General features: G+C 60.9%; 16 protein-coding genes and 2 pseudogenes. 9 read left to right on the top strand and 9 right to left on the bottom strand.

What is annotated here, in order from left to right; all coding sequences use genetic code 11:
- The first annotated feature begins 109 nt into the window (after window positions 1–109).
- The 6 genes and pseudogenes from ACFQAU_RS05990 to ACFQAU_RS06015 all read left to right on the top strand — a co-directional run bounded on the left by ACFQAU_RS05990 (window position 110) and on the right by ACFQAU_RS06015 (window position 4,379).
- The gene (locus ACFQAU_RS05990) at window positions 110–805 is read left to right on the top strand and encodes an SH3 domain-containing protein (protein ID WP_132443748.1); all 696 of its coding nucleotides are present in this window, start codon (window positions 110–112) and stop codon (window positions 803–805) included.
- Window positions 806–862: 57 nt separating this feature from the next.
- A pseudogene (locus ACFQAU_RS05995) lies at window positions 863–1,695 on the top strand (SDR family NAD(P)-dependent oxidoreductase).
- A gap of 57 nt (window positions 1,696–1,752) precedes the next feature.
- A pseudogene (locus tag ACFQAU_RS06000) lies at window positions 1,753–1,958 on the top strand (twin transmembrane helix small protein).
- Window positions 1,958–2,533: a cob(I)yrinic acid a,c-diamide adenosyltransferase gene (locus ACFQAU_RS06005; protein ID WP_132443749.1), complete on the top strand. Its 576-nt coding sequence runs from the start codon at window positions 1,958–1,960 to the stop codon at window positions 2,531–2,533. Before ACFQAU_RS06000 ends, ACFQAU_RS06005 begins: the two are co-directional and overlap by 1 nt.
- Before the next feature lie 161 nt (window positions 2,534–2,694).
- Entirely contained in the window at window positions 2,695–3,453 is a 759-nt protein-coding gene (locus ACFQAU_RS06010; protein ID WP_132443750.1) for an electron transfer flavoprotein subunit beta/FixA family protein, read from the top strand.
- Window positions 3,453–4,379, top strand: a complete 927-nt coding sequence (locus tag ACFQAU_RS06015; protein WP_132443751.1) for an electron transfer flavoprotein subunit alpha/FixB family protein — start codon at window positions 3,453–3,455, stop codon at window positions 4,377–4,379. The genes ACFQAU_RS06010 and ACFQAU_RS06015 overlap by 1 nt, the downstream gene beginning before the upstream one ends.
- Before the next feature lie 75 nt (window positions 4,380–4,454).
- Here the strand turns inward: ACFQAU_RS06015 and ACFQAU_RS06020 are convergent, their stop codons facing one another.
- Window positions 4,455–5,288: a DUF6473 family protein gene (locus tag ACFQAU_RS06020; protein ID WP_120351886.1), complete on the bottom strand. Its 834-nt coding sequence runs from the start codon at window positions 5,286–5,288 to the stop codon at window positions 4,455–4,457.
- A gap of 157 nt (window positions 5,289–5,445) precedes the next feature.
- Between ACFQAU_RS06020 and ACFQAU_RS06025 the strand changes: the two genes are divergently transcribed.
- Entirely contained in the window at window positions 5,446–6,321 is an 876-nt protein-coding gene (locus ACFQAU_RS06025) for a 3-hydroxybutyryl-CoA dehydrogenase (RefSeq protein ID WP_067623959.1), read from the top strand.
- Window positions 6,322–6,400: 79 nt separating this feature from the next.
- Here the strand turns inward: ACFQAU_RS06025 and ACFQAU_RS06030 are convergent, their stop codons facing one another.
- From ACFQAU_RS06030 to ACFQAU_RS06060, 7 genes are read right to left on the bottom strand one after another with little or no spacing between them, the layout of a single operon-like run.
- A complete protein-coding gene (locus ACFQAU_RS06030; protein WP_132443752.1) occupies window positions 6,401–7,285 on the bottom strand; it encodes a lysophospholipid acyltransferase family protein in 885 nt (294 codons plus the stop codon).
- Between the two features lie 34 nt (window positions 7,286–7,319).
- A complete protein-coding gene (locus tag ACFQAU_RS06035) occupies window positions 7,320–7,589 on the bottom strand; it encodes an HPr family phosphocarrier protein (protein WP_132443753.1) in 270 nt (89 codons plus the stop codon).
- 16 nt (window positions 7,590–7,605) lie between these two features.
- Window positions 7,606–7,998: a PTS sugar transporter subunit IIA gene (locus tag ACFQAU_RS06040; RefSeq protein WP_120351889.1), complete on the bottom strand. Its 393-nt coding sequence runs from the start codon at window positions 7,996–7,998 to the stop codon at window positions 7,606–7,608.
- Window positions 7,995–8,900, bottom strand: coding sequence for an RNase adapter RapZ (gene rapZ / locus ACFQAU_RS06045; protein ID WP_132443754.1), 906 nt, complete (start codon window positions 8,898–8,900; stop codon window positions 7,995–7,997). The genes ACFQAU_RS06040 and rapZ overlap by 4 nt, the downstream gene beginning before the upstream one ends.
- Complete coding sequence (locus tag ACFQAU_RS06050) at window positions 8,897–9,325, bottom strand: HPr kinase/phosphorylase (RefSeq protein WP_132443755.1); 429 nt, start codon at window positions 9,323–9,325, stop codon at window positions 8,897–8,899. Before ACFQAU_RS06050 ends, rapZ begins: the two co-directional genes overlap by 4 nt.
- A gap of 21 nt (window positions 9,326–9,346) precedes the next feature.
- A complete protein-coding gene (locus ACFQAU_RS06055; RefSeq protein ID WP_120351892.1) occupies window positions 9,347–11,035 on the bottom strand; it encodes a sensor histidine kinase in 1,689 nt (562 codons plus the stop codon).
- Window positions 11,036–11,077: 42 nt separating this feature from the next.
- The gene (locus tag ACFQAU_RS06060; protein ID WP_067260621.1) at window positions 11,078–11,779 is read right to left on the bottom strand and encodes a response regulator transcription factor; all 702 of its coding nucleotides are present in this window, start codon (window positions 11,777–11,779) and stop codon (window positions 11,078–11,080) included.
- 379 nt (window positions 11,780–12,158) lie between these two features.
- Here ACFQAU_RS06060 and ACFQAU_RS06065 point away from each other — a divergent pair, with 379 nt between their 5' ends.
- On the top strand, window positions 12,159–13,757 hold the full coding sequence (locus ACFQAU_RS06065) for a phosphoenolpyruvate carboxykinase (RefSeq protein WP_120351893.1): 1,599 nt from the start codon (window positions 12,159–12,161) through the stop codon (window positions 13,755–13,757).
- A 76-nt stretch (window positions 13,758–13,833) separates the two neighbouring features.
- Here the strand turns inward: ACFQAU_RS06065 and ACFQAU_RS06070 are convergent, their stop codons facing one another.
- On the bottom strand, window positions 13,834–14,742 hold the full coding sequence (locus ACFQAU_RS06070; RefSeq protein WP_240791549.1) for a LysR family transcriptional regulator: 909 nt from the start codon (window positions 14,740–14,742) through the stop codon (window positions 13,834–13,836).
- Between the two features lie 164 nt (window positions 14,743–14,906).
- Between ACFQAU_RS06070 and ACFQAU_RS06075 the strand changes: the two genes are divergently transcribed.
- The gene (locus ACFQAU_RS06075; RefSeq protein ID WP_120351895.1) at window positions 14,907–15,263 is read left to right on the top strand and encodes a helix-turn-helix domain-containing protein; all 357 of its coding nucleotides are present in this window, start codon (window positions 14,907–14,909) and stop codon (window positions 15,261–15,263) included.
- Window positions 15,264–15,388 lie beyond the last annotated feature (125 nt).

Consider the following 15,388-nt stretch of genomic DNA (forward strand, 5'->3'; position numbering starts at 1 on the left):
TACTTTCCGGATATGCGAATTCTTGCCAATCGGAATTGAACCATTCGCGAAGTTTCGCGTTGGTCTCTCAACAGCAACATGGTTTTGACACGGGACAAGGAACAGCAAAATGAAACGGTTCATCTTTTTGACATTTGGTTTCATGGGCTGGGCATTCTACGAGATGAGCGGCGGGGCGGATTTCGTGCCAGCAGGCCCGCAGATGGCCAGCTCTGAGACGGCAGCATCGGCGCTGATCGCCAGCGCAGAAGCCGGCACGACCTCGTCCAAGCTTGTCACCGCCGCCGCGGCAAATGCAGCCCGCAAGGCCGAAAGCCCCATCACCCCCTTCGCCGAGCCCGCACCGGCACGGGATGTGACTGCGACCCGCGTGGCGCTGAACCTTACGACACTCAGCGACTTGCCGCAGGCCAATGACGCGATGGTGCAAAAGGCCGTGGCCACCCCCGCGGACCGCGCTGGCGCGAAAGTCGTCAAAGCTGTCAGCACCAGCACCCCCAAAGTAGAAAAGGCCGCCTATTCGACCACAAGCGCCAATGCGCCAGTCGTCATTCCAAGCCTGATCAACGCCACCGACAACGGCACGACCTATGTCAGCACTACGCAGGCCGACATTCGCAAAGTGAATGGCACCCGCGTCAATGTCCGCGGTGGGCCGGGCACCAATTTCGGTGTGGTCGGGAAACTGGGCAAAGGTGACGCCGTAGAGGTGGTCGAAGACAACGGTGCCGGTTGGGTGCGCTTTCGCAGCGTCGACGGCACGGCATCCGGTTGGATGGCCGACTTCCTGCTCAACAACGGCTAACTTGCCAATCTTACAGCATCGAGCGATGAAGGGCCTTTCAAATGAAGGGCCCTTTGCATGACTGCGACCCGTTCCATCCTCATCACCGGTTGTTCCAGCGGCATCGGCTATGCCGCCGCCCATGGCATGCGCGCCCGCGGCTGGCGCGTCTTTGCCGCCTGCCGCCAACAAGCGGATTGCGACCGGCTGAGCGCCGAAGGGTTCGACGCGCCCCGTCTCGATTATACCGATGAGGCCAGCATCCAGTCGGCCCTCGCCCAAGTACTAGAGCAAACCGGCGGCACCTTGGATGCTGTCTTTAACAACGGCGCCCACGCCACGCCCGGACTGGTCGAAGACCTTCCCACCGATGCGCTGCGCGAGATATTCGAGGCGAATTTCTTTGGCTGGCACAGCCTGACCCGCGCGGTGATCCCGGTGATGCGCAATCAAGGGCATGGGCGGATCGTGCAATGTTCTTCGGTGCTTGGCATGGTGGCGATGCCATGGCGCGGGGCGTATAACTCCACGAAATTCGCGCTGGAGGGGCTGACCGACACCCTGCGGCTTGAAATGCGCGGCACGGGGGTTGAGTTGATCCTGATCGAACCCGGCCCCGTCACCTCAAAGCTGCGGACCAAGGCGATCCCGCGCTTTGAGCGTTGGATCGACTGGAAAAACAGCCCCCGCGCGGCGGAGTATGAGGCCACCATGCGCCCCCGGCTCTATGACGACAGCGGCAAAAAGGACCGTTTCGAACTCCCGCCCGAGGCGGTGGTCGAGAAACTGGCCCATGCCGTCGAATCCCCCGGCCCCGCCCGCGCTATTTCGTCACAACCCCAACCCATATCGCCGGTGTTTTGCGGCGTATCCTGCCGACGCGGGCGCTGGACTGGGTCACCAGCCGCTGATTTTGGTTGCGCGACTGCCCTGCGCCGCTACATCTCGGGGCAACGAAAGGACAGCCCATGCCAAATGATCCGTTTTTCGTGATCGTCCTGCTTTCCGTCGTGGCGGTCGCCGTTGTGCTCCTGATGGGGCTGGGCGGCTTTGCCACGGGGGAAAATTCAACAAACGCAACGCCAACAAACTGATGCGCTGGCGGATCATCGCGCAGTTCATCGCCGTGCTGCTGATCCTCGCCTATGTCTATTTCCGAGGGGGCACGATCTGATGGTTGTACTGAACAAGATTTACACCCGCACCGGGGACAAGGGCACGACCGCGCTTGGCAATGGCGAACGTGTCGCCAAACATGACGCGCGGGTCGAGGCCTATGGCACCTCGGATGAGTTGAACTGCTTTGTCGGCGTTGCCCGGCTTGAAGCCACCGGCGCCACGGACGAAGCACTGGCCCGCATCCAGAACGACCTTTTTGATCTGGGCGCCGACCTTTGCCGCCCCGATATGGAGGCCGACCGCGATGCAGAATACCCGCCCCTGCGGGTCACGCAAGAACAGGTTGACCGGCTTGAACGCGAGATCGACGTGATGAACACCGAGTTGGAGCCGCTACGGAGCTTCATCCTGCCCGGTGGCCGCGCGCTGGCCGCACATCTGCATGTTTGCCGCACCGTGGCGCGCCGCGCCGAACGGCTGGCGGTTCTGCTGTCAGAGCAAACGGCGATCAACCCGGCCTGTGTCACCTATCTGAACCGTCTCAGCGATTGGTTCTTCGTCGCCGCGCGTATGGCCAATAACGCGGGCAAGGAAGACGTGCTCTGGGTGCCGGGCGCGAACCGCGCATAAAATAGCGCTAACAGACAAAAATCGGGGAAAACGCCGCGTTCAAAACTGCCGACCTGCCGATTTTGGCCTGTTTTGATCCGATCCGCTTCGTTACACCCGTGTGGAGAATTAGGGAGACCGGGCCACCAGCCCGCGTCACAAACTGAGGAGAGAGACCGCTCATGAAGGTACTGGTGCCTGTCAAACGCGTGATCGACTATAACGTGAAAGTTCGCGTCAAAGCGGATGGATCGGGTGTTGATCTTGCCAATGTGAAAATGTCGATGAACCCGTTTGACGAAATTGCCGTCGAACAGGCCATCCGCCTGAAAGAAGCCGGTCAGGCCGAAGAGATCGTCGCGGTCTCCATCGGTGTGAAACAGGCGCAGGAAACCCTGCGCACGGCGCTGGCGATGGGCGCGGACCGCGCGATCCTCGTGATTGCTTCGGACGATGTGCACAAGGACATCGAGCCGCTGGCCGTCGCCAAGATCCTGAAAGCGATCGTCGACGAAGAACAGCCGGGCCTCGTGCTCTGCGGCAAACAGGCGATCGACAACGACATGAACGCCACCGGGCAGATGCTCTCGGCGCTGATGGGTTGGTCTCAGGCAACATTTGCCTCCGAGATCGCCATTGAAGGCGACAAGGCCAAAGTGACCCGCGAAGTCGACGGCGGCCTGCAGACCATCGAGGTTACCATGCCGACCGTTGTCACCGTGGACCTGCGCCTCAACGAGCCGCGCTATGCCTCGCTGCCCAACATCATGAAGGCCAAGAAAAAGCCGCTGGATGAGAAAACCGCCGAAGATTACGGCGTCGATGTCTCCAACCGCTTGGAAATCGTCAAAACCGTCGAGCCTGCCGAGCGTGCCGCTGGCATCAAGGTTGGTTCGGTTGACGAGCTTGTGGCGAAACTCAAAGAAGCGGGGGCTGTGTAATGGCTGTTCTTCTGATTGCCGAAATCTCTGATGGTGAATTGTCGATGGACGCCACCGCCAAGGCGGTAACGGCGGCCAAGAAATTGGGCGACGTGACCATTCTGGCGGCGGGCAGCTCTGCCGCGGCGGCAGGCGAAGCGGCGGCCAAGATCGATGGCGTCTCCAAGGTGCTGGTCGCCGAAGACGAGATGCTGGGCCACCGTCTGGCCGAAGCCACCGCAGCACTGATCGTGTCGCTGGCTGGTGACTACGACCACATCGTCGCGCCCGCCACCACGGATGCCAAGAACATCATGCCCCGCGTCGCGGCCCTGCTTGATGTCATGGTGATTTCGGATGCTTCGGGCGTTGTCGACGCCGACACATTCGAGCGCCCGATCTATGCGGGCAACGCGGTGCAGACCGTGAAGTCGAACGACGCCAAGAAAGTCATCACCTTCCGCACATCGACCTTCGATGCCGCGGGTGAAGGCGGCTCTGCTTCGGTCGAGACCATCTCGGCTGCCGACAACCCCGGCCTGTCCACATGGGTCGAAGACAAGGTCGCCGAATCGGACCGCCCCGAGCTGACAAGCGCAGGCGTGGTGGTTTCCGGTGGTCGTGGCGTCGGCTCCGAAGAGGACTTCGCCCTGATCGAAAAACTGGCCGACAAACTTGGCGCGGCTGTTGGCGCCTCGCGCGCGGCAGTTGATTCGGGCTATGCCCCGAACGATTGGCAGGTTGGTCAGACTGGTAAAGTTGTGGCTCCTGACCTCTATATTGCGGTCGGCATCTCCGGTGCGATCCAGCACCTTGCGGGGATGAAGGACTCCAAGATCATCGTCGCGATCAACAAAGACGAAGAATCGCCGATCTTCCAAGTTGCCGACTATGGCCTTGTGGCGGACCTTTTCGACGCCGTGCCGGAACTTATCGAAAAGCTGTAAAGCTCTTCACGTGAAACACCAAAGGCCCGCCGTTCTCGGCGGGCCTTTTCGTTGCATGCGCCTGTACCGGGAGCGTCAGGACATGCTTTGCAGCGCATCGGTCAGGGCGGCGGCGGCATTGGCATGGGCCATCGGGCCCAGCATTTCCGACGCGGCCTGCGCCTCGAATTCGCTGACCACCATGCCAGCGGTCGGCCCGGCAAAGGGGTCTTTGGGAGAGACGACCTCGATCTTGGCCGTGGCATGTAGGGCCACCGCGTCCAACATTTCGCGGGTCACGAACAGCGGATCATGGCCCAACTCCCCGACCGGCTGCTCTGCCTCCGCGACCGGCGGGCGGTCGGCCAACCAAAGCAAAAGCGTGCGCCCCTGTATCTGCCCCAGCATCAAACGCATGCGCGCCAGCCAGGCTTGCTGAAGCTCTGCGCGCACCGCCTCAAACCGCTCGGGCGAGACTTGCATGAGGTGGGTCAGCATGTGGCGGTTGAAGTGGAACTGGGAAAAATCGACCTCGCGGTAGATCGTCTGCAACAGCGCGGAAGCCCCGACAAACCGGTCGTTCCGGCGCCGGTGGACCGAATAGAAACGGTTGGTCATGTTCTGCGCGCCCATGACCTGAACCACCGTCACATCCGCCTGCGAAGCGGCCTGCGCGACGAAAGGATCATGCGCAAAGGCGTCGATCCCCGCGTTGGGAAAACCGAAATTCACACAAGTTTTGCCGATCTCGGCTTCGACCCGCGCGGGAAACGGCTCCTCAATGAATTTGCCATAGGTCTCCGTCCCGCCGAGAAAGGCGATATAGGGCGCCTCCAGCCTGCGGCGGGGGCCGCGAAACATCAGCTTTGAGGTACCATAGCGGCATGGCAAATAGTCCAGAGGCGCTGGCCCCACTGTGTCATAGGTCATTGAACCCACCTTTGTTGTTCACCCAAAGCCAGATTGCACGGTAGGGGCTGCGATTCTGTTAACGGGCGAATTTGCCGTGAGTTTTCGTAAACAGCTGCCCTTGCGGCACCCCCGCCACGCGCCCTATTGTGCGCCGAACTCAAGCAAAGGACAGGCCATGGACATCCAGAAAATCGGTATCGTGGGAGCAGGGCAAATGGGCAACGGGATCGCCCATGTCATGGCGCTGGCGGGCTACGACGTGCTGCTGAACGATGTCAGCGCCGATGCGCTGGCCAAAGCGATGAAAACCGTGACCGGCAATATGGACCGTCAAGTCAGCCGCGAAAAGATCACCGCCGCCGAGCGCGATGCCGCCATGGCGCGCATCACCACGACCCAGACGCTGAGCGATCTGGGCCAGAGCGATCTGGTGATCGAAGCCGCCACGGAACGGGAAACGGTGAAACAGGCGATTTTCGAAGATCTGATCCCGCATCTGAAACCGACGACGATCCTGACCTCGAACACCTCTTCGATCTCGATCACCCGTCTGGCCAGCCGCACCGACCGCCCCGAGAAATTCATGGGCTTTCATTTCATGAACCCCGTGCCGGTGATGCAATTGGTCGAACTGATCCGCGGCATTGCCACGGATAAGGAGACCTATGACGCCTGCAAAGCCGTGGTGGACCGCTTGGGCAAGACCGCCGCCTCGGCCGAGGATTTCCCAGCCTTTATCGTGAACCGCATCCTGATGCCGATGATCAACGAGGCGGTCTATACGCTTTATGAAGGGGTCGGCAACGTCGAGTCGATCGACAGTTCGATGAAGCTGGGGGCCAACCATCCGATGGGCCCTCTGGAACTGGCGGATTTCATCGGTCTGGACACCTGTCTGGCGATCATGAACGTGCTGCATGATGGGCTGGCCGATACGAAATACCGCCCCTGCCCGCTGCTGACCAAATATGTCGAAGCCGGGTGGTTGGGCCGCAAAACGCAGCGCGGGTTCTATGATTACCGGGGCGAGACACCGGTACCGACGCGCTAAGCCGTAAGGGTGTTGGGGGCCCTGCCCCCATCGCGCCATTGGCGCGATTCCCCCGCGGGTATTTTTAAAAGGATGAAGATCAGTTGGTCAGCGCCAGAGTGTGGGCGCGGAGCCAAGCCATGAAGCCGCGCGGGTCGTCGGCCCAGCGGTCGACCTGTTCTTGGGCAAGCGGATGGCCGACGATCGGTCCTTGGGGCTTGTCGCAGGCGTGGGCGATTTCATGCAGCAACAACCCTTGGCGCAGCATCGGGCTGAGTTTGTTCGCGATCTGATAGGCGCGGCTGTTCTGACCGGGGAAGCGCATAGGGACCACCTGCGCACCAGAGCGGCGGATCATCTTGGCGGTGAAAACGTTCCATTCCGCCTCGACCGCGGGGCCCCACCAGCTTTCCGATGCGGCAACGACGCCGGAGGGGAATAGCGCCACAACGCCGCCGTCTTTGAGGTGGGCCATGGCTTTGGCGCGCATTTCAACGCCTTTACGCTGCGCATCCGGGTCGTGCGGGAAAGGCACCGGGATCATGTAGCTGCCGGCCACCTCGTCGATCGACGTGAGCAGCGACCGGGTGAGGATACGGTAGTCGGGGCGCACACGGCCGATGAGATCGGCGAAAATCATGCCGTCGACCATGCCGTGGGGGTGGTTCGCCACGACCACGACCGGCCCTTCTTTGGGGATGCGGTCAAGCTGCTCTTGCGGGGTGGTGAGATCGATGCCCATCGTGTCGAGTGCGGCGCGCCAGAAGGCTTGGCCCGAGGGGGTGCCGCGTTGCTCAAACTTGCGGATCAGGCGCAGGATTTTGAGCTTGCCTGTGAAAAGCTCCATCGCGGAGATCACACGCGCCTTCCATGGGTCATCGAAGGTCGAGGCATAAGACAGGCTGCGGCGGTCGTATTTGGTGAAGGTCACCGTACCGTTACCTGTCTGGGCCGATTTGGCCGCCTGCTTTTGCGCGTCATCCATGGGGTCGGAGGATCCTTTTTCCCGCCCGGCGGGCTTAGCACCCTTCGCCGAACTTATCCGCTACGAGGGCGGTCAAAGCGTCGGCCAAGGCATCGGCATCGGGGCCGGAAGTTTGGACATCAATCGAGGTGCCGCGGGAGGCGCCGAGCATCAACAGCCCCATGATACTGTCGCCTGAGGCCGACATGCCATCCTTGCTGACTTCGGCGCGGGCATCAAAAGCCTCGACCACTTCGACCAATTTGGCGGAGGCGCGCGCGTGCAGGCCTTTTTCGTTTACGATCTTTAAAGAAAATTCGGGCATGACGTACTGGGGCCTTCTAACCTGCGCTGACATTCTGGCTGTCGATATACTTCTTACCAGCTTCGAGTGCGGCACGCACGGCATCGGGCACATCCATATGCCGCGATTTGGCGAGTTTGATCAGCATTGGCAGGTTCGCGCCGTAGATGATCCGACGGTTTTCCGGGCGGCACGCCAAGAGGCTGAGGTTTGAGGGTGATCCGCCGAAAAGATCGGTGACGACCACAACGCCGGCGCCTTGGTCCACCGCATCGGCGGCGGTGCAGATCTCGCGTTCTTTGTCGGCGCGGTCGTGGTCGGCCTCGATCGCGATGGCGCGGACGCCGAATTGGGATCCCACGACATGTTCGATGGCGGCAAGATACTCTTGCGCCAGCCCCCCATGTGCGACGATGACGATCCCGATCACGGCTTATTTTCCTCACGATGCTGACGGTCCAGCTCACGGTGCCTAATTGACACCTGCCAGCCCTGCTCTGCAAGGCGCAAAGCGTGATCTTCCGCCATGGCGACGGAGCGGTGTTGCCCGCCCGTGCAGCCAAATGCGATGGAGATATGCGATTTGCCCTCTTCGCGGTAGGCGGGCAGTAAAAGCAGGCTAAGGTCGAGCACCTTGTCGGCGAATTCTGTGTAGCGTTTATCGCCTGCCACATGGGCCGCGACAGCTGCATCCCGCCCGTCGCCACTGCGCAATTCGGGCACCCAATAGGGGTTTCTAAGGAAACGGCAGTCATGCACCACATCGACGCCGCGCGGCAGGCCGCGTTTGTAGGAAAAGCTCTGCACCGAGACCGTGAGGTGGCGCTGGCCGCCGGGGGCGAACCACTGCTCCACCTCGGCGCGCAGCTCGTGGACGTTGAGCGTGGTCGTGTCGATCAACACATCGGCGCGGGCGCGGATCGGGTGTAGCAGCTCTTGCTCGCGGGTGATGCCGTCAACGGGGCGGTCGGCGGGGGCCAGCGGGTGGCGGCGGCGGGTTTCGGAAAATCGCTGCAACAGCACATCGGGCGCACAGTCGAGATAGAGTAGTTCCGCGCTCCACCCCTGCTCGGCCGACAGGCGGCCCATCAGTTCCAACACACCTTCGGTTGAGAAGTCGCGGTTGCGCGCGTCGATGCCCAAGGCCACCGACTGCGCATCGCCGGGACGGTCAAGCAGCGCGGGCAGCAAACGCAGCGGCAGATTGTCGATCGCCTCAAAGCCCGCATCCTCCAGCACGTTAAGCGCAGAGGAGCGTCCGGCGCCCGAAGGGCCGGTGACAAGGACCAACCGCCGAGTGGCGGGGTCTGTTGATGAGGTCTGACTGATCAATTCGGTTCTTTCACACCTGCTATATACAGATGAATTGCTGCCGCAAAATGAGCGCTATCGCATTTGTGAAAACAGGGCAACGTGACACCCTGTATCAGATGGCTGTGGCGCTCAGGAAAGCGCTGGTGTTCGGTATGGGCCAGATCGACGACAAGGCCCAAGGGCACGGGGCCGTGATCTTCGACCCGCAAGATGCCCACGTAACGCGCCTCGATCAGGCCGCGGATCGTGTCAGGAACGCTGGCGATCACCTGCTCGCCATGGCGGGTGACATCGGTTCGGTCATCTGCCACCAGCGTGGCGCCGAGGGCCATCAATTGCAAGGCAAGGGCCGATTTGCCCGCGCCGGAGGGGCCGAGGATCAGCACCCCACGCCCGTTGATCGCCACGCAGCTGGCGTGGAGGTTTTCGCGCTCGACTGTCATATCAGGCCCCGCGCCCGTGCTTTATGTAGGCAGCCCCACGACAAAACGCGCGCCGAGCGGTTCGGAGGTGATGTCGGCTTCGGTTGGGCGAATATTCTCGGCCCAGATCACGCCGCCGTGGGCTTCGACGATCTGTTTCGAAATCGCGAGGCCGAGACCTGAGTTATTGCCGAAATGCTCTTCCGGGCGCTGCGAATAGAAGCGTTTGAAAATCTTGCCAAGCGCCTGTTCGGGAATGCCGGGGCCGGTGTCCTCGACCACGATCAGCACGCGGTTGGCACGCTTGCGCGCCCAGACCCGGATCGCATCGCCATCTTCGCAAAAGGAGATCGCGTTTGTGATGAGGTTCACAAAAACCTGCGCCAAACGGGCCTCAAGCCCATGTACGGTGATCGGCGCGGCGGGCAGATCGGTGATAAAGTCAATGCCCTTGGATTTCGCATCCTCGCCCAGATACTGGCCCAGATTGCCCAGCATTTGCAGCAGGTCGAAGGGCTCTTCCTCTTCCTTAACCAGTTCGGAATCAAGCCGCGAAGCATTGGAGATGTCGCTGACCAGCCGGTCGAGGCGGCGCACGTCATGCTCAATCACATCCAGCAGCTTCTCGCGTTGGTCGTCGCGTTTGACCATGCGCAGGGTGCCGACAGCAGACCGCAGAGAGGCGAGCGGGTTCTTGATCTCATGGGCCACATCGGCGGCGAATTGTTCGTTACCGTCGATCCTGTTGTAAAGCGCCGAGACCATCCCGCGCAGTGCGCCTGACAGGCGGCCGATCTCGTCGGGGCGCGCGGTCAGGTCGGGGATGCGAATGCGGCCGGGGTTCATCTTGCGCGCATCCTTGTCGCGGCCAAGTTCGGCGGCAGTGGACAGTTCGGCCAGCGGGTTGGCAATGGTCGAGGCCAGCACGAGGCTGAGCCCGATAGAGACCAGTGTGGCGATGACGAACATCTGCAAAACGCGCTCACGTTCGCTGCGCACAAGACGGTCAATCTCTCCCGCCGCGCTGGCCACGGCGACCACGCCGACGGGGGTGTCGCCCTGCATGATGGGGGTCACAACGCTGAACAGCGTGCCTCCTTCGATGGCAAGCGTGCCTTCCAGCCGGGTGCCGCCAGTCACGCTGGTGCCGACCATGCCGCGCAACTGTTCTTCGAGCGGCGGGGAGGCGGTGACCTCATCCGTGCCGAAGGGGGCCGAGACCCGCTCCCAAAGCCAGTTCAACCCGTCGTTCAACAGTGTCCGCTCGCCCGCCTCGGAAGCGGCGAGGGCTTCGGCAACGGTGAGGCTGCCAGCGGTGCGGGCCACCAGCGTTTCCGCCGGGTCATAGACGAAAACTTCGATGCCGCCGCGCAGGTCCAGCCCCTCAAGCGTGGCGGCCACGTCGACACCGTCGCCGGTGGTCAGGTTCACAGGTGCGCCTGCGGGAAGCTGCGCTTCGATCACATCGGCGATCAGCTCCGTCTCGGACACCAGCGCCGCGGCGCGTTGTAGCGCCAGACTGTCGCGCGAGGAATTGAGGTAGAGGATCCCCGCCACCAGAACGCTGAGCGCGATGAGATTAAAGGTAATGATCTTGCGTGTCAGCGGCGAGGAGCGGAGCGAGAACAGCCCCCGCCGTTCGCGCTTGACCCGAATTTCATCCGGCGCGGCACTGTCAGGAGTGACCCAATCGTCCCCCAGTACAACATCACCGTCCCTGCCAGCAGTCATGTCCCGCACAAGCTTCCTTTCGACCCGCGTTAAGCGCCGGGTTTACTCTTCGTTATATCTATAGCCGATGCCGTAAAGCGTCTCGATCGCCGAGAATTCATCATCCGCGCTGCGCATCTTTTTGCGCAGGCGCTTGATGTGGCTATCGATCGTCCGGTCATCCACATAGACCTGATCGTCATAGGCCACGTCCATCAGTTGGTCGCGCGACTTCACGAAACCGGGGCGCTGTGCGAGAGCCTGCAACAGCAGGAATTCGGTCACGGTCAGAGACACGTCCTTGCCCTTCCAGCTGACCGCGTGGCGTAACGGGTCCATCCGCAGATCGCCACGTTCCATCACTTTGGTCTCTTCGGTATCGCCCACCTCATTCGTCTCTACCGCGTCCTGGCGGCGCAGAAGGGCGCGAATACGCTCGACCAGCAGGCGCTGGCTGAACGGCTTTTTGACGTAGTCATCGGCCCCCATGCGCAGGCCCAGCACCTCGTCGATCTCATCATCCTTGGAGGTCAAAAAGATCACCGGCATCGCGGTTTTCTGACGCAAACGTTGCAGCAGATCCATGCCGTCCATGCGGGGCATCTTGATGTCCAGCACTGCCATATCCGGCAGTTTCTTGTTGAAGGCGTCCAACGCGGCTTGGCCATCGTTGTAGGTCTCCACTTCGAAGCCTTCAGCTTCAAGAGTCATCGAAACAGATGTCAGGATGTTCCTGTCATCGTCTACCAATGCAATCTTTGACATTGCCTGCTTCCTTATGCTGCTCAATTCGTTCTTATTTTTGGAGTCAGTGATCTCCAATATTACAGATCGAATCAATCCTTAAGTGCGAATCGTGCCTTTGAGATGCACCAATTCGGTCATAATTTGGTTAGGAATGGCTAAATTGCCGCACTTTAATTACTCTCACCCAAGAGAAGACTAGGGCGGTGCGCATCGCTTTGGGCCGGGATCTAAGCGCTTCGAAACAAAGTTTTACATGATGGCGCTAACTGTGACAAAGCTGCCTGTTCAACCTGAAAACGCCCGTGTTAAGAGGCTCTCAAGGCCCCCGATGCCCAGGGCAATTGCGCCCGCTCGGACACGTACTGCGCTGCTCACGCGCTACCACAGGAGACATCATATGACATTTGGACGGGTAAACCCGCAGTTCAGCCTCGAAGATCAACAGATCAGCGGGCTCGGCGATGTCTATTACAACCTGACCGAGCCTGCGCTGGTCGAGGCGGCATTGAAACGGGGCGAAGGCAGCCTCGGCAAAGGCGGTGCCTTTCTGGTGACCACCGGCAAGTTCACAGGCCGGTCGCCCAAAGATAAACATGTGGTCAAAACCGACAGCGTGGCCGACAGCATCTGGTGGGAAAACAACGCCGAGATGTCGCCCGAAGGGTTTGACGCGCTCTATCAAGACATGATCGCTCACATGCAAGGCAATGACTACTTCGTCCAAGACCTCGTTGGCGGTGCCGACCCCAAGCACGCGATCAACGTGCGGATGGTGACGGAACTGGCATGGCACGGCCTCTTTATCCGCACCATGCTGCGCCGCCCCGATGCCGAAGCGCTGCAGGACTTCACCGCCGATTTCACCGTGATCAACTGCCCCAGCTTCCAGGCCGATCCGGCCAAGCACAACTGCCGCAGCGAGACTGTGATCGCGATGAACTTCGACCGCAAGATGATCCTCATCGGCGGCACCGAATACGCGGGCGAGAACAAGAAGTCGGTTTTCACCCTGCTGAACTACCTGCTGCCGGAAAAGGGCATCATGCCGATGCACTGCTCGGCCAACCATGCCACCGGAAACCCCGTTGATACGGCCGTTTTCTTTGGTCTGTCGGGCACCGGCAAAACCACCCTCTCGGCTGACCCTGAGCGCACGTTGATCGGCGACGATGAGCACGGCTGGTCCGACAACGGCACCTTCAACTTCGAAGGCGGCTGCTATGCCAAGACCATCAACCTCAACCCCGAGGCAGAGCCGGAAATCTACGCGACGACCTCCAAGTTCGGCACGGTGATCGAGAATATGGTCTTTGACCCCGATACCTTCGAGCTGGACTTCGACGACGACTCGCTCACGGCCAACATGCGCGCCGCCTACCCGCTGCACTATATCTCCAACGCCAGCGAGAAGGCCGTCGGGGGCCACCCCAAGAACATCATCATGCTGACCTGCGATGCCTTCGGTGTGTTGCCTCCGATTGCGCGGCTCAGCCCGGCGCAGGCGATGTACCACTTCCTGTCGGGCTTCACCTCCAAGGTGGCGGGCACCGAGCGTGGTGTGACCGAGCCTGAGCCCACATTCTCCACCTGTTTCGGCGCGCCCTTCATGCCGCGCCGCCCCGAGGTCTACGGCAACCTCCTGCGCGAGAAGATCGCCCAGCATGGTGCCACCTGCTGGCTGGTCAACACCGGCTGGACCGGCGGCGCCTACGGCACCGGCTCGCGGATGCCGATCAAAGCCACCCGCGCTTTGCTGAGTGCCGCGCTTGAGGGGCGTCTGGCAGAGGCTGAATACCGCAAAGACCCGAACTTTGGCTTCGACGTTCCGGTTTCGGTCAACGGCGTCGCCGACATCCTGCTCGACCCGCGCCGCACATGGGACGATCCGGAATCCTATGACCGTCAGGCGGCCAAACTGGTCAAGATGTTCTCGGACAACTTTGAACAATACCTGCCCTATATCGACGACGATGTGAAAGCCGCAGCGATCAGCTAAGCCTTTGCGTTAGCATCCAAAACAGAAAGGGCCGCCTTGATGGGCGGCCCTTTTTGCATCTTGCCCTCAATGTTCGTCAGCCTGCGAATGTTACCTTTGCGTCCAAAGGCATCTCGCGCAGGAAGCTGTCATCAACACCGGCGATATTCACTGAGGTCGACCGGTCCACCGCCGCGATCAGGGCAAAGCTTTTGTCCGGATACCGCCCGGCCATCAGCAGGCGTTTGTAGGCCAAGGGCACCGGCTCGCCACCCTCTTCGCGTGGGATTTGGGTAACCACCTCGTCCAACCGAACGCCACAGGTCGCCTCCACCTCTCGAAAGGGGAAGTTCAGCATATTCTCAAACTCGGGCCCGCCCGGAAACAGCTTCAGTGGCCGTCCGATGCTGCTGCGCGCGTTGGTCCAGCCCCACCACTGCGTGTAGAACGATTTCTCCCCCACTTCGGTACAGATCCATCCATTGGGCGAGTCGCGATACACCAGCACATAGGGGCGCATGGCGCGAAAGGCTTCGCTCTCCAACTCTCCCCGGCTCATGCACCACGCCTGAAGCGCGGCCTGCATCATCGCTGAGCCCCCATCCCAGATCAGTGACAAGGGCTGCTGCTGCTGGTGAAAACTCCATCCGTTCGGCTCTTCGTGCGAAAGGCGCAGCATCCCGTCGGCGTGGCGCGTCTTGCCATCCAGCCACAGCTTGCCCCGGTCAATGATATCGCGCGCTTCGGGCAAGGCCTCCACGCCAGCCTTAGTCAGGGAATAGCGCCGGTTCTCAATGGTGAACAGCGGCGCGCCCATCGCCTCTTCCAATTGCTGGATATGCCGCCGAACCGTTTGCCGCGTGCTTGCCAGTTGAGCGACCGCATGGCTGAGGTTCAGCGTTTGTGCCAAGGTCACGAATGAGCGTATCATCTCGAACAAAAGGGCCGGCGCAGGGTCCTTTTGCGGGGTCGGGGGCACGGGTGCGACCGGCTCAATATCGGACATATGTTGGTTCATAGGCAATGGATGGTACATGAATCATCCGGTAACGCAACATAATCCATCCAGCCAAGGTAAATCGGTTAACCCAAAGGGGCCATATCTAGGCAATTGATCCTCAACACATTGCGGGTAGTGAATGTATTGTACTCAACCTGAGGTATTGAACTATGTCCCACCCTGTAGACGTTCACGTCGGTCGCCGACTCAAGCAGGCCCGCACCCTGCGAAGGCAATCCCAGACCGATGTGGCGCGTGAACTCAAGCTGTCGTTTCAGCAGATCCAGAAGTATGAAATCGGCTCCAACCGGATTGCCGCCAGCCGCCTGCATGAGCTTGCCCGGATACTGAATGTGACCCCCGGCTATTTCTTCGAAGGGCTGGATGACGACCACCCCGAGAACAGCAATGACCCCCACCTTGAGATCGTGAATGCCATCGGCTCCATCAAGGACGATGCGGTAAAGGCCCGAATTCTAACGTTTATTGAGGACGTCTCTGGCGTCACGGTGTCGCGCAAAAGCTGATCGCGGCTCTCTGTCCACGCTAACTACGGCCTCGGCCACGCGGCTTGCAACAGCTTCACGGCAGCACGCAACCCCGCGGCAACCTGATGCGCGCACGCTTTAAGGGCCGGTCCTCGCAACCGGCG

The organism is Sulfitobacter profundi (genome assembly GCF_042661425.1).
Taxonomy (GTDB): domain Bacteria; phylum Pseudomonadota; class Alphaproteobacteria; order Rhodobacterales; family Rhodobacteraceae; genus Sulfitobacter; species Sulfitobacter profundi.

Excerpts from the sequence above, each read along its gene's own strand:
- ACFQAU_RS05990 (WP_132443748.1), top strand. The coding sequence starts at position 110 with ATGAAACGGTTCATCTTTTTGACATTTGGTTTCATGGGCTGGGCATTC.
- ACFQAU_RS06005 (WP_132443749.1), top strand. The coding sequence starts at position 1,958 with ATGGTTGTACTGAACAAGATTTACACCCGCACCGGGGACAAGGGCACG.
- ACFQAU_RS06010 (WP_132443750.1), top strand. The coding sequence starts at position 2,695 with ATGAAGGTACTGGTGCCTGTCAAACGCGTGATCGACTATAACGTGAAA.
- ACFQAU_RS06015 (WP_132443751.1), top strand. The coding sequence starts at position 3,453 with ATGGCTGTTCTTCTGATTGCCGAAATCTCTGATGGTGAATTGTCGATG.
- ACFQAU_RS06020 (WP_120351886.1), bottom strand. The coding sequence starts at position 5,288 with ATGACCTATGACACAGTGGGGCCAGCGCCTCTGGACTATTTGCCATGC.
- ACFQAU_RS06025 (WP_067623959.1), top strand. The coding sequence starts at position 5,446 with ATGGACATCCAGAAAATCGGTATCGTGGGAGCAGGGCAAATGGGCAAC.
- ACFQAU_RS06030 (WP_132443752.1), bottom strand. The coding sequence starts at position 7,285 with ATGGATGACGCGCAAAAGCAGGCGGCCAAATCGGCCCAGACAGGTAAC.
- ACFQAU_RS06035 (WP_132443753.1), bottom strand. The coding sequence starts at position 7,589 with ATGCCCGAATTTTCTTTAAAGATCGTAAACGAAAAAGGCCTGCACGCG.
- ACFQAU_RS06050 (WP_132443755.1), bottom strand. The coding sequence starts at position 9,325 with ATGACAGTCGAGCGCGAAAACCTCCACGCCAGCTGCGTGGCGATCAAC.
- ACFQAU_RS06055 (WP_120351892.1), bottom strand. The coding sequence starts at position 11,035 with ATGACTGCTGGCAGGGACGGTGATGTTGTACTGGGGGACGATTGGGTC.
- ACFQAU_RS06060 (WP_067260621.1), bottom strand. The coding sequence starts at position 11,779 with ATGTCAAAGATTGCATTGGTAGACGATGACAGGAACATCCTGACATCT.
- ACFQAU_RS06065 (WP_120351893.1), top strand. The coding sequence starts at position 12,159 with ATGACATTTGGACGGGTAAACCCGCAGTTCAGCCTCGAAGATCAACAG.
- ACFQAU_RS06070 (WP_240791549.1), bottom strand. The coding sequence starts at position 14,742 with ATGTCCGATATTGAGCCGGTCGCACCCGTGCCCCCGACCCCGCAAAAG.
- ACFQAU_RS06075 (WP_120351895.1), top strand. The coding sequence starts at position 14,907 with ATGTCCCACCCTGTAGACGTTCACGTCGGTCGCCGACTCAAGCAGGCC.